Annotated in this window: 11 protein-coding genes and 1 pseudogene; 11 read left to right on the forward strand and 1 reads right to left on the reverse strand. The window is 38.2% G+C overall.

The features are described from left to right. The first annotated feature begins 4 nt into the window (after nt 1-4). From leuB to pyk, 8 genes are all read left to right on the forward strand, one after another. Nucleotides 5-1042 (forward strand): 3-isopropylmalate dehydrogenase, encoded by a 1038-nt coding sequence (gene leuB / locus NST05_RS05235; protein ID WP_011681247.1) that lies wholly within the window; start codon nt 5-7, stop codon nt 1040-1042. 4 nt (nt 1043-1046) lie between these two features. Then, on the forward strand, nt 1047-1328 hold the full coding sequence (locus tag NST05_RS05240; RefSeq protein ID WP_064355867.1) for a DUF1294 domain-containing protein: 282 nt from the start codon (nt 1047-1049) through the stop codon (nt 1326-1328). Nucleotides 1329-1358: 30 nt separating this feature from the next. After that, entirely contained in the window at nt 1359-2741 is a 1383-nt protein-coding gene (gene leuC / locus NST05_RS05245; protein WP_011681245.1) for a 3-isopropylmalate dehydratase large subunit, read from the forward strand. Between the two features lie 9 nt (nt 2742-2750). Further along, nucleotides 2751-3341, forward strand: coding sequence for a 3-isopropylmalate dehydratase small subunit (gene leuD, locus NST05_RS05250; RefSeq protein WP_011226115.1), 591 nt, complete (start codon nt 2751-2753; stop codon nt 3339-3341). Nucleotides 3342-3437: 96 nt separating this feature from the next. Then, nucleotides 3438-4223, forward strand: coding sequence for an L-threonylcarbamoyladenylate synthase (locus tag NST05_RS05255; protein WP_002950974.1), 786 nt, complete (start codon nt 3438-3440; stop codon nt 4221-4223). A 152-nt stretch (nt 4224-4375) separates the two neighbouring features. Then, nucleotides 4376-7486, forward strand: coding sequence for a DNA polymerase III subunit alpha (locus NST05_RS05260; RefSeq protein WP_084828874.1), 3111 nt, complete (start codon nt 4376-4378; stop codon nt 7484-7486). A gap of 92 nt (nt 7487-7578) precedes the next feature. Then, nucleotides 7579-8598 carry a 6-phosphofructokinase gene (gene pfkA, locus NST05_RS05265; RefSeq protein WP_084828873.1) on the forward strand — a complete coding sequence of 340 codons (1020 nt, stop codon included), beginning with the start codon at nt 7579-7581 and terminating at the stop codon, nt 8596-8598. A 69-nt stretch (nt 8599-8667) separates the two neighbouring features. Further along, on the forward strand, nt 8668-10170 hold the full coding sequence (gene pyk, locus NST05_RS05270; RefSeq protein ID WP_084828872.1) for a pyruvate kinase: 1503 nt from the start codon (nt 8668-8670) through the stop codon (nt 10168-10170). A gap of 64 nt (nt 10171-10234) precedes the next feature. On the opposite strand, the pseudogene NST05_RS05275 reads toward pyk, so the two are convergent. Further along, a pseudogene (locus tag NST05_RS05275) lies at nt 10235-11484 on the reverse strand (ISL3 family transposase). An 857-nt stretch (nt 11485-12341) separates the two neighbouring features. Here NST05_RS05275 and NST05_RS11065 point away from each other — a divergent pair. From NST05_RS11065 to NST05_RS05285, 3 genes are all read left to right on the forward strand, one after another. Next, nucleotides 12342-12446, forward strand: a complete 105-nt coding sequence (locus NST05_RS11065) for a hypothetical protein (protein ID WP_372588902.1) — start codon at nt 12342-12344, stop codon at nt 12444-12446. 26 nt (nt 12447-12472) lie between these two features. After that, nucleotides 12473-12691, forward strand: a complete 219-nt coding sequence (locus NST05_RS05280) for a hypothetical protein (RefSeq protein WP_133264056.1) — start codon at nt 12473-12475, stop codon at nt 12689-12691. Nucleotides 12692-12855: 164 nt separating this feature from the next. Beyond that, nucleotides 12856-13119 (forward strand): hypothetical protein, encoded by a 264-nt coding sequence (locus tag NST05_RS05285; protein ID WP_084829223.1) that lies wholly within the window; start codon nt 12856-12858, stop codon nt 13117-13119. Nucleotides 13120-13184 lie beyond the last annotated feature (65 nt).

Below are 13184 nucleotides of genomic sequence, written 5' to 3' on the forward strand. Positions count from 1 at the left end.
AAACATGACAAAAAAAATTGTAACACTTTCTGGTGATGGTATTGGACCTGAAATCATGGCAGCAGGTCTTGGAGTTCTGGATAAAGTAGCTTCAAAAATTGAATTTGATTATGATGTTGATGCTAAACCTTTTGGTGGTGCTGGTATTGATGCTGAGGGTCATCCACTTCCTAAAGCTACTCTAGAAGCTGCTAAATCGGCAGATGCTATCCTTTTGGCTGCTATTGGCGGACCTAAATATGATAATGCACCAGTTCGTCCCGAACAAGGGCTTTTGGCCATTCGTAAGGAGTTGAATCTCTTTGCTAATATCCGTCCTGTTCGTATCTTTGATGCTTTGAAACACTTGTCACCTCTTAAACCGGAGCGTATTGAAGGCGTAGATTTTGTCGTTGTTCGTGAGCTTACAGGTGGTATTTACTTTGGTGAGCACATTTTAGAGGAAGATAAGGCTCGTGATATAAATGATTATTCAGCTGATGAGATTCGTCGCATCATGCGTCGTGCCTTCAAGATTGCCCAAGGTCGTGGCAAAAAGGTTACTAGCATTGATAAACAAAATGTTTTGGCGACCTCTAAATTGTGGCGTAAGGTTGCTGATGAAGTTTCTTTGGAGTTTCCAGATGTAACTCTTGAACACCAGCTCGTTGATAGTGCAGCAATGATTATGATTACCAACCCAGCTCGCTTTGATGTTGTTGTGACTGAAAACCTCTTTGGTGATATCTTATCTGATGAGTCAAGTGTTCTTCCAGGTACCCTAGGTGTTATGCCGTCTGCTAGTCATTCTGAAAACGGTCCAAGTCTTTATGAACCGATTCATGGTTCAGCACCAGATATCGCTGGTCAAGGTATTGCCAATCCAATTTCAATGATTTTGTCAGTAGCTATGATGTTACGTGAAAGTTTTAATGAAACTGAAGGGGCAGAATTGATTGAAAATGCTGTTGATAAGACCTTGAATCAAGGCATCTTGACACGTGATTTGGGTGGTCAGGCTTCGACTGCTGAAATGACAGCAGCTATTATTAGCAATCTCTAAAATCATGACACTGAAATTAGTGTTACTAAGTGTTTTGTTGGTGTGGAATCTAGTCATCTTATCCATTTATGGACTTGATAAACATAAGGCTATTCAACATAAGAGACGGATTTCTGAGAAGTCATTATTATTGCAGACTATTATCTTTGGTGGTATTGGTGCCTTTCTAGGTGGGAGACTATTTAGACATAAAATTAACAAATGGTACTTTAAGTTCTGCTGGCTTTCAGGGATTGTTATAGATGTCGTTCTTTTATACCTTATCCTAACGAAGCTTTCGGATTAACCAATCCTTAGATTATAATTGGAGTATTTTATGAGCGGAAAATCAATTTTCGATAAACTTTGGGACCGCCACGTAATTACGGGTGATGAGGGGCAACCCCAACTTATGTACGTGGACCAACATTATATTCATGAAGTGACTAGTCCTCAAGCTTTTCAAGGTCTTCGTGATGCTGGACGTAAAGTAAGGCGTCCAGATCTGACTTTTGGGACCTTTGACCATAATGTTCCAACTGTGAATATCTTTGATATTAGAGATGCTATTTCTAAGGCACAAATTGATAAACTTGCTGAAAATGTCATTGAGTTTGGTATTGACAATGCGTCACATGGTTCGGATAAGCAAGGAATTGTACATATGGTTGGTCCAGAAACAGGACGTACGCAACCAGGTAAGTTTATTGTTTGTGGGGATAGTCACACAGCTACCCACGGTGCCTTTGGAGCTATAGCCTTTGGTATTGGAACGAGTGAGGTTGAGCATGTCTTTGCTACACAGACACTTTGGCAAGTCAAACCTAAAAAGATGTTGGTAGAATTCACTGGGAAGCCTCAGAAAGGCATTTATTCAAAAGATTACATTCTCGCCTTGATTGCTAAATATGGGGTTGCTTGTGGAGTGGGTTATGTTGTAGAGTACCGCGGTGAGGCAATTGACCGTTTGACTATGGAAGAACGTATGACAATCTGTAATATGTCAATTGAATTTGGTTCGAAAATGGGAATTATGAATCCAGACCAAACAACATATGATTATATGCGTGGTCGAGAATGTGTTCCTGAGGATTTTGATGCAGCAGTAGCTGACTGGAAGACACTAGTTAGTGATGATGATGCAGAATACGATAAAGTCATTCGAATGGATGTTTCTGAGTTGGCACCAATGGTCACATGGGGAACTAATCCATCTATGGGGGTAGATTTTGATACGCCTTTCCCTGAAGTTCGAGATATGAATGATGAGCGTGCATACCATTATATGGGTCTTCGTCCGGGTCAAAAAGCAGAAGACATTAATCTTGGGTATATCTTTATTGGGTCTTGTACTAATGCTCGCTTGAGTGACTTGCAGTTGGCAGCCAGAATTGTTAAAGGTAAGAAGATTTCCCCTAATTTGACAGCTATTGTGGTTCCAGGTTCTAGACCTGTTAAACGAGCTGCAGAGAAAATTGGGTTGGATAAGATATTTAAAGATGCTGGTTTTGAATGGAGAGAGCCAGGATGCTCAATGTGTCTTGGAATGAATCCAGATAAAGTGCCTGATGGGGTCCATTGTGCTTCAACAAGTAATCGAAATTTTGAGGATCGACAAGGGTTTGGAGCAAAAACACACCTTTGTAGTCCTGCAATGGCAGCGGCAGCAGCTATCGCCGGACATTTCGTTGATGTTCGCCGAATGCCAGAAGTACAATAAGGAGGAAACATGGAAAAATTTACCATTTATACCGGTACGACAGTTCCATTGATGAATGATAACATCGATACCGACCAGATTCTTCCCAAACAGTTTCTCAAACTGATTGACAAAAAAGGTTTTGGAAAATATTTGATGTATTCTTGGCGTTATAAAGATAACAAATACACTGAGGATCCTGATTTTGTTTTTAACCGACCTGAATATCGTAAAGCAACTATTTTAATAACAGGCGATAATTTCGGTGCAGGTTCATCTCGTGAACATGCTGCGTGGGCCCTAGCTGACTACGGATTTAAAGTTGTTATTGCAGGTTCCTTCGGAGACATTCACTATAATAATGAACTTAATAATGGGATGTTACCAATTGTTCAACCGATAGAAGTACGTCGAAAATTGGAACAATTAAAACCTACTGATGAAGTGACGGTAGACTTAGAACAACAAAAAATTATTTCACCGGTTGGTGAGTTCACTTTTGAAATTGATGGTGAATGGAAACATAAACTTTTAAATGGATTAGATGATATAGGGATTACCATGCAGTATGAGGATTTGATAACCGAGTACGAAAAACATCGTCCAAGCTATTGGCAGTAATAGTCTTATATTTTCGAATATTCCGAAAATTACTTGCCTGATAGCTATGAACATGGTAAAATATATGTATTATAAATTAAATGGAGAACACACATTATGACTAAACATGTCCAATGGGATGGTAACCTTAACCAAGAAGGTTTTGAAATTCTTAAAGGTGAAGGTGGATGTATCGTTACACCAACTAAAGTTGGTTATATTATTATGACTAGCGATAAAGCTGGTTTGGAACGTAAATTCGAAGCTAAGGAACGTAACCGTAACAAACCAGGTGTTGTTCTTTGCGGAAGCATGGATGAGTTGCGTGCATTGGCACAATTGACTCCTGAAATTGATGCTTTCTATCAAAAGCACTGGGATGAAGACATTCTTCTTGGATGTATTCTTCCGTGGCGTGAGGATGCTTACGCAAAACTCCAAGCATTTGGTGATGGCCGTGAAGAGCTTATGACTGATGCACGTGGAACATCATGTTTCGTTATTAAATTTGGTAAACCTGGTGAGCAAATTGCTAAAGAAATGTGGGAAAAAGAAGGTAAAATGGTTTATGCTTCATCAGCAAACCCTTCAGGTAAAGGTAACCGTGGTAAGGTTGAAGGTATTGGTGAACGTATTGAAAATGCTGTTGACCTTGTCATTGAAGCTGATGAATACGTTGCGTCAATTCAGCCTGATAAAACTGTTGAAACACGTTATGAACAAGGTGTTATGGTATCAATGGTTGATGCAGGCGGTAAATTAATTCCTGAACAAGGTGAGGGAAGCCGTTCAGTAGAACCATGTCCAGTAGTTATCCGTAAGGGTCTTGATATAGATAAAATTATGATGAACCTTTCAGACCACTTTAATTCTTGGAACTACCGTCAAGGTGAGTATTATTAAGAAAATAATGTCTTCAAGAAAGCAGAACCCTTGGTTCTGCTTTTAATATGCTTAAAAACTTGTGATATAATACTATTTGAATAGATTTCTTTAATTTTTTCTAGAAACCTAAATTATTATTTGACAAAAAATAATGTTGAAAGGAGCCCTTCATGTTTGCACAATTGGATACAAAATCAGTATATAGCTTCATGGACAGTGTTGTAGATTTAAACACCTATGTAAAACGTGCCAAAGAGCTTGGTTATCAAAGCATTGGTTTGATGGATCGTGATAATCTCTATGCGGCCTATCATTTTGCCCAGCTTGCAATCAGAAATGGTTTACGTCCTTTAATTGGAACAGAAGCTAATTTATTCTATGAAGGGAGAAAAATTCCCTTTCGCCTATTAGCTAAAAATAATCAGGGCTATAAAAACTTGATGAAGTTGGCAACAGAGCTGTCTTCAGGACAGCGGGAGTTTACATATTTTTCAGACTATCTGAATGACATTGCCCTAATTCTTCCAAGTGAGGACTGGGAGCCTGGGATGAGTCTTGGCTCAGAAGTTTTCATTGGGGTAAGACCTGAGGATGCTGGTAAAGAGTTTGATTATCCTGTGGTTCCTTTACATACAGTGCGTTACTTTGAAAATGCAGATCGCTCGACTATCCAGACGTTACATGCTATCTCACAAAATGTGTCCTTGTCTGAGGTATCCATCTGTCCTATGAATCAGCTCCTTTTCTCGGCCAAAGAAATGGAAGAAGCTTATAGTAAGCTTCCAGAGGCTTTAAACAATTTGAATCAGCTTGTTTCAGACGTCTCTTATCAATTTGATACAAATCTCAAGCTTCCTCGTTTTAATCGTGAAATGCCAGCAGTTGATCAATTGCGTCAGTTAGCTCAATCTGGATTAGATAGTAAAGCGTTAAGAGAACCAGCTTATCAGGAACGTTTAGACAAGGAATTGTCAATAATACATCAAATGGGTTTTGATGACTATTTCTTGATTGTTTGGGATTTGTTACGTTTTGGTCGTAGTCGAGGTTATTATATGGGAATGGGACGTGGGTCTGCTGCAGGGAGTTTGGTAGCTTATGTCCTTGATATTACTGGAATTGATCCAGTTAAAAATGATTTACTTTTCGAGCGTTTCTTAAATGAGGAACGTTATAGTATGCCTGATATCGATATAGACTTACCTGATATTTATCGAGGTGAGTTTCTTCATTACGTTAGAGACCGTTATGGTAGTAAGCACTCTGCACAGATTGTTACTTTTTCAACTTTTGGGGCTAAACAGGCTATCCGAGATGTTTTTAAACGTTTTGGAGCTAAGGAATTTGAATTATCCCAACTCAGTAAAAAAATATCTTTTCGAGATACTTTGACAACTGTCTATGAGAAAAATATGTCATTCAGACAGCTAATTAATCAGAGGCAGGAATTTCAGAGAGCTTTTGAAATTGCTAAGGCTATTGAAGGCCAGCCAAGACAAACCTCCATACATGCTGCAGGCATCGTGATGAGCGATGATGACCTGACCAATCATATTCCTCTTAAGGCAGGTGAGGACATGATGGTTACACAGTACGATGCTTCCGCAGTCGAGGCCAATGGTTTGCTTAAGATGGATTTCTTGGGGCTTCGAAATTTGACCTTTGTTCAAAAAATGAAGGAGAAGCTTGAAGAAGAACAGGGAATTGCTATCGATATCAAATCCATTGACTTGGAAGATTCACAAACCCTAGCGCTTTTTGCCAGTGGTAAGACAAAGGGAATTTTTCAATTCGAGCAGGCAGGTGCTATAAATCTCCTTAAACGGATTAAACCTGCTAAGTTCGAAGAAGTAGTAGCGACAACCTCTCTCAACCGTCCAGGAGCTAGCGATTATACAGATAATTTCGTTGCTCGTAAATATGGTAAGGAGAAAGTAGATCTCATTGACCCAGTGGTTGCTCCAATTCTTGAACCTACCTATGGTATCATGCTTTATCAGGAGCAGGTTATGCAGATTGCCCAAGTATTTGCTGGCTTTAGCCTTGGAAAAGCCGATTTGCTTCGTCGGGCAATGTCTAAAAAAGATGCCAATGAAATGTCCAAAATGTCCGAACAATTCATGGAAGGAAGTCGTCAGTTAGGGCGTGACCCACAGGTTGCTAAACGTCTCTTTAGTATGATAACTAAGTTTGCAGGATATGGTTTTAATAAAAGTCATGCCTATGCTTATTCATCCCTAGCCTTCCAATTAGCTTATTTTAAAACGCATTATCCTCAGATATTCTATGACGTCATGTTAAATTATTCGTCAAGTGATTACATTAGGGATGCAATTGAAAATGGCTTTTCCTTAGCTAGCCTGGATATTAATAGAATTCCTTATATGGACAAGATTTCCGATGGAAAGATTGTACTAGGTCTAAAAACCATAAAAGGTTTGCCCAGAGATTTTGCACTTTGGATTATTGAGGATCGCCAACAAAATGGTAAATACATTTCTATAGAGGATTTTTTGACACGTATTCCTAGTAAATATCAAAAAGTAGATATTTTGACACCTTTGATCCAAATAGGATTATTTGATCGTTTTGAGCCTAATAGACGGAAAATCATCGGAAACTTAAGCAACCTCTTTACTTTTGTTAATGAATTAGGGAGTTTGTTTGCAGAGTCGTCTTATTCTTGGGTGGAGTATGAAGACTATAGTCAGACAGAACGCTACAGTATAGAGCAGGATTTACTAGGAGTTGGACTTAGTACACATCCATTACATTTAGCTCAAAAAATGGCATCACGGCCCTACCAACCAATTTCTGAGTTGACTTTAAACAGTAAGGCTACAGTTTTGGTCCAGCTTGAATCAGTTCGCATTATCAGAACGAAAAAGGGAGACCAGATGGCTTTCCTAAGTGTTTTTGATGGGGTGAATAAACTGGATGTCACTCTTTTTCCAGAAACTTATTTCTATCACAAAGATAAGTTAAGCGAAGGTAGTCTCTTTTATCTAGAAGGACGAACTCAAGAGCGCGACGGACGTCTTCAATTAATTTTGTCAAATATAGAGGAGGCTAGCACTGAGCGTTTCTGGATTTTACTAGAGAATCATAATAAAGATTTAGAAGTTTCTCACATTTTATCCAAGTATCCTGGACATATTCCTGTGGTTATTCGTTATCAGGGAAGCAAGGAAACAATAGTTAGTCAACGATATAAAGTGTCTAAGAACGAAGAACTCAGTAGGGAATTAGCACCTTTTGTGTTGAAAACGGTTTTACGTTAAAAAAACCGATAAAACTTTTCAAATTTAAAGCCATTTATAATTCTTTGTGTTATAATGAAAATGTTAAATATATAAAAGGAGTATCAGGAATAATGAAACGTATTGCTGTTTTGACCAGTGGTGGAGATGCCCCTGGTATGAACGCTGCCGTTCGTGCAGTTGTTCTCAAAGCAATTTCTGAAGGAATTGAAGTGTTCGGCATTAACCGTGGATACGCCGGTATGGTTGAAGGAGATATCTTCAAACTTGATGCCAAACGCGTAGAAAACATCCTTAGCCGTGGTGGCACTTTCCTTCAGTCTGCTCGCTATCCCGAGTTTGCCCAACTTGAAGGTCAACTTAAAGGTATTGAGCAACTTAAAAAATATGGAATCGAAGGTGTAGTTGTTATTGGTGGAGATGGTTCTTACCATGGTGCTATGCGTTTGACTGAACATGGTTTCCCAGCAGTTGGTCTCCCAGGAACTATCGATAACGATATCGTTGGTACAGACTATACAATTGGATTTGATACAGCCGTTGCAACTGCAACAGAAGCTTTGGATAAAATCCAAGATACAGCTTTCAGTCATGGACGTACTTTTGTCGTTGAGGTAATGGGACGTAACGCTGGTGATATCGCTCTTTGGGCTGGTATTGCTTCAGGTGCTGACCAAATTATTGTGCCAGAAGAAGAATATGACATCAACGAAGTGGTTCGTAAAGTTAAAGAAGGTTATGAATCTGGCGAAAAATCTCACCACATTATTGTGCTTGCTGAGGGCGTTATGGGTGCTGAAGAGTTTGCAGCTAAAATGAAAGAAGCTGGAGATACATCAGACCTTCGTGCTACAAATATTGGACACGTAATTCGTGGTGGTTCACCAACTGCACGTGACCGTGTTCTTGCTTCATGGATGGGTGCACATGCCGTTGATCTTCTTAAAGAAGGAATTGGTGGTGTTGCTGTGGGTATCCATAATGAACAGCTTGTTGAAAGTCCAATCCTTGGTACAGCAGAAGAAGGTGCTTTGTTCAGTCTTACTGAAGACGGTAAAATTATCGTAAACAATCCACACAAAGCTCGTCTTGATTTTGCAGAGCTTAACCGTTCTTTAGCTAACTTGAAATAATAGCGGTTCTACTAATTATTGTTAATCCGTCGCAAAAGCGACAATAAATATAAGGGAGTTTTATATATCATGAATAAACGCGTAAAAATAGTTGCTACACTTGGTCCTGCGGTTGAAATCCGTGGTGGCAAGAAATTTGGTGAAGATGGTTACTGGAGTGAAAAACTTGACCCTGATGCATCTGCTAAAAACATTGCTCAATTGATCGAGGAAGGTGCTAACGTTTTCCGTTTCAACTTCTCACATGGTGACCACGCTGAGCAAGGTGAACGTATGGATGTCGTACGTATGGCTGAATCTATTGCTGGTCAAAAAGTAGGTTTCCTTCTTGACACTAAGGGACCTGAAATCCGTACTGAATTGTTTGAAGGTGATGCTAAAGAGTATGCATACAAAACTGGTGAACAAATCCGTATTGCTACTAAACAAGGTATCAAATCAACTCGCGACGTTATTGCTTTGAACGTTGCTGGTGCACTTGACATTTTCGACGATGTAGAAGTTGGTAAACAAGTTCTTGTGGATGATGGTAAACTTGGTCTTCGTGTTGTAGACAAGGATGCTGAAAAACGTGAATTCATCGTTGAAGTTGAAAATGATGGTATTATTGCTAAACAAAAAGGTGTAAACATCCCTTACACTAAAATTCCTTTCCCAGCACTTGCTGAACGTGATAATGCTGATATTCGTTTTGGTCTCGAACAAGGTATTAACTTTATCGCAATCTCATTTGTACGTACTGCGAAAGATGTACAAGAAGTACGTGCTATCTGTGAAGAAACTGGAAACGGCCACGTTAAATTGTTGGCTAAAATCGAAAACCAACAAGGTATCGATAATATCGATGAAATCATTGAAGCTGCTGATGGTATCATGATCGCTCGTGGTGACATGGGTATCGAAGTACCATTCGAAATGGTTCCAGTTTACCAAAAAATGATTATCACTAAAGTAAATGCTGCTGGTAAAATTGTTGTTACAGCTACAAACATGCTTGAAACAATGACAGAAAAACCACGTCCAACTCGTTCTGAAGTATCTGACGTGTTTAACGCAGTTATCGATGGTACTGATGCGACAATGCTTTCTGGTGAGTCTGCAAATGGTAAATATCCAGTTGAATCAGTTCGTACAATGGCTACAATTAATAAAAACGCTCAAACTCTTCTTAAAGAGTATGGTCGTCTTGATTCATCAACATTTGATCGCTCAAGTAAAACTGAAGCTGTTGCATCTGCAGTTAAAGATGCTACTAACTCAATGGATATCAAACTTATTGTTGCACTTACTGAATCTGGTAACACAGCTCGTTTGATTTCTAAATACCGTCCAGAAGCTGACATCTTGGCAATAACATTCGATGAACTTACTCAAAAATCATTGATGCTTAACTGGGGTGTTATTCCAGTTGTTACTGAAATACCTTCATCTACTGATGATATGTTTGAAGTTGCTGAGCGTGTTGCTCTTGAATCAGGTCTTGTAGAATCAGGTGATAACATTGTTATTGTTGCTGGTGTTCCAGTTGGTTCTGGTAATACAAATACTATGCGTATCCGCACAGTTAAATAATATAAGTTATACTTAAATATAAAGGGCTCTTTGTCAACTGTAGTGGGTGACGAAAAGCTAACATCTAGAGAGGACCGGATAGGTCCTCTTTTTATGTATGTTCAGTGTGATGAAGACACGTTTCTTAAAGTTGATGAAGTTTCTAAAACCGAAGCCCAAGCGTTTAATGTCTTTAATTAACTTATTAGTCGCTTCAAGTTTTGCGTTTGAATAGTCTGTTTCTAGTGCATTTTGGATGTATTGCTTGTGTCTAAGAAAAGTCCTAAAGACCGTTTGAAAATAGTGATTGACCTTGCTTCTATTTTCCTCTATCAGGTCAAAGAACTCACCTACTCTCTTCTCCTGAAAGTGAAAAAGCAAAAGCTGATAAAGTGTATAGTAGTCAGTAAGCTCTTTTGAAAAGACTAGTGTCTTCTTAACAACTTCATGTGGTGCTAAAGTTTGGCGGAAAGTCTTTGAATAGAAAGAGTTGAGAGATAACTTACAGCTGTCCTTTTGGAAGAGTCGCCAGTGATTTTTCAAGGCTCGATAGGGTAGTGACTTCTTATCGAACTGGTTCATAATTGCAATTCTAGTCTTTAAAAAGGCACGTCCAAGGTGCTGGATGATGTGGAAACGATCAAGAACGATTTTTGCGTTTGGAAAGAGCTTGCGAGCCAGTGGAATATAAGCTCCAGACATATCCATCGTGATAAACTGTACCTGTTGCCGGACTTTCAATGGATACTTCAAAAAGTAGTTTCGTATAGTAGTTTGGCGGCGATTATCAAGGATGGTTATGAGTTGGTTTGTCTCATAATTCTGCGCCACAAAAGCCAATTCCCCTTTCTTGAACCCAAACTCATCCCAGGACATAACAGCAGGGAGTTTGTCATAATGTTCCTTGAAAGTGAACTGATCAAGCTTACGATAGACAGTGGACGTCGACACGCGAAGTCTTCTTGCAATATCAGTTAGTGACACCTTCTCAGTTAGAAGCTGTGTAACTTTTTGTCGGACTAGATTGGAGATTTGGCAGTTTTTCTCAACGATAGATGTCTCAGCTACCGTGACTCTTCTACAACTTTTACACTGGAAACGACGTTTTTTCAGACGTAGTAGAGTTGGCGTTCCCGCTTGCTCGAGAAGAGGGATTTTAGAAGGCTTTTGAAAGTCGTACTTGATCATCTTTCCATGGCAATGAGGACATGATGGTGCAGGGTAATCAAGTTTTGCTTGAATATCGATATGAGTGTCAGTTTCAAAAACAAGTGAAATCTTGATATTTTGGTCTTTGATTCCGATTAATTCTGTGGTATTCTTAATAAGTCTCATAAGTTCTTCCTAATGATGGTTTGGTTGCTTTTCATTATAGTTCTTATGGGACTTTTTGTGTACACTCAAAAAGCTCTATAATCTCTACAGTAGTTTTACCCACTACAAAAATTATAAAGCCTTTTTAGTTTTATATTCTATTTAACTATAAAATTTATCTAGTGGAAAATACTATATAGATTATATTTGAGGAAGTGGATTAATGGGGGTATATAAAATAGCTGAGTTGGTTATAAATGAGTATTATGATAAATTACATGATTTTTCTTTGAATCTTAGCTTTTATTTTGATTGTAAATTCCTAGAAGATTCAGGTATAGCTGTAATAGTTTACGCTTTACACTCCTATTTTAAATCGCTAGCTAAATTCAATTGCTTAAGATAATTTGCCTAGAAATATATTGTCTTAGCTACATTTATTTTAAGAGTGCTTTTGAAATTTGTTAAAGCTCCTAAAAACTTTCAAAAAGATAATGAAGAGACGTTTTATGAAGTTAACCATAATCATTAAGATTTAGAAATTTAAACATTTCCTTTGAATTCATTTTTTAAAATTAATTAATATAATCGCTTTCTTTAAAATAATGAAATCTTAAAATTATCTTTTTGAACAATTTTAAATACTGCTAAACATACGCATATATTTTATATAGACTTGGATAAAGATATATTTATACAAAAAATAAATTTACTTTACTGATCGTGTTAGAATGTTAAACGATTAATATTTTAAAATACTTTTAATCTCATTGAGGGGTAAGATGCTTTAATGTTGGGTGTGGAGGATTACCAAAGTGGGTAAAGATTTATTAAATAATTGTATAAGTAGATTTTCAATTCGTAAACTCAATGTAGCCGTGTGCTCTGTCTTACTTGGAACTCTTGTGATGTTTGGTACTGATAACAAAGTTTTAACAGACGAGTTAACTACAGAAGTTCAAACAGTGCCGCTACACCACTAGTCAAGATGCACAACTATAATAGTACATTGGCATTAATTATTGCGAGCGAAGCAACAAGTGAAACTGCAACATCAGTTACAGATAGCCAAGCAAGAGTTAAAGCTGAAGCTTCTCAATCTACAGATAATGGTAGTGGAACTGATAAATCGATGGATTCATCAAGTCAAACATCAGAAGCCAAGAATCATGAATCATCTTTCATAGCTCAAGCCTCCTTAGAGAATTTGGTAGTTGCTAACGGTTAGACAAATACTTCAGCACTTGCTGTAAATAATGAATTAGAGGCAACTGAGGTAGCCATAATGAATACTAAATCAGATTACTGATAACAACGGCTATACAACTGATTGAGTTTCTAAAGACAAAGAAGCACATTCTTCTATAAAAAATGAAGTCTGGGATAGCATGGATGGACTATATATTCCATATTCCAACTGTTACTCCAAAAGAACTTGAAGGGGAAGACAAGACATCTATGGATGTTCAAGGAGTTAGTCAAACTGCTACTCCAGAATTCGCTATTGAAGGAACAAATAATAATGAGAAAGTTAAAATCACACCTGATTTTGATTATCTGTCCAAGCTTGTCGATCCAACAACTGGAAATGTAATCAATGATCCTGTTTTGACTGTAGAAGGAAAAGAAATCTACTTATATGAGCTGACTGTATAGGTTACCTTTGTACCAGACCCAGGATTTACTGGGACTGCCAAGGGTGTAACAGGTTTCTCTTACGG

It is taken from the genome of Streptococcus sp. FSL E2-3494 (genome assembly GCF_038007085.1).
Taxonomy (GTDB): Bacteria; Bacillota; Bacilli; order Lactobacillales; family Streptococcaceae; genus Streptococcus; species Streptococcus thermophilus.

Excerpts from the sequence above, each read along its gene's own strand:
- leuB (WP_011681247.1), top strand. The coding sequence starts at position 5 with ATGACAAAAAAAATTGTAACACTTTCTGGTGATGGTATTGGACCTGAA.
- NST05_RS05240 (WP_064355867.1), top strand. The coding sequence starts at position 1,047 with ATGACACTGAAATTAGTGTTACTAAGTGTTTTGTTGGTGTGGAATCTA.
- leuC (WP_011681245.1), top strand. The coding sequence starts at position 1,359 with ATGAGCGGAAAATCAATTTTCGATAAACTTTGGGACCGCCACGTAATT.
- leuD (WP_011226115.1), top strand. The coding sequence starts at position 2,751 with ATGGAAAAATTTACCATTTATACCGGTACGACAGTTCCATTGATGAAT.
- NST05_RS05255 (WP_002950974.1), top strand. The coding sequence starts at position 3,438 with ATGACTAAACATGTCCAATGGGATGGTAACCTTAACCAAGAAGGTTTT.
- NST05_RS05260 (WP_084828874.1), top strand. The coding sequence starts at position 4,376 with ATGTTTGCACAATTGGATACAAAATCAGTATATAGCTTCATGGACAGT.
- pfkA (WP_084828873.1), top strand. The coding sequence starts at position 7,579 with ATGAAACGTATTGCTGTTTTGACCAGTGGTGGAGATGCCCCTGGTATG.
- pyk (WP_084828872.1), top strand. The coding sequence starts at position 8,668 with ATGAATAAACGCGTAAAAATAGTTGCTACACTTGGTCCTGCGGTTGAA.
- NST05_RS05285 (WP_084829223.1), top strand. The coding sequence starts at position 12,856 with ATGGACTATATATTCCATATTCCAACTGTTACTCCAAAAGAACTTGAA.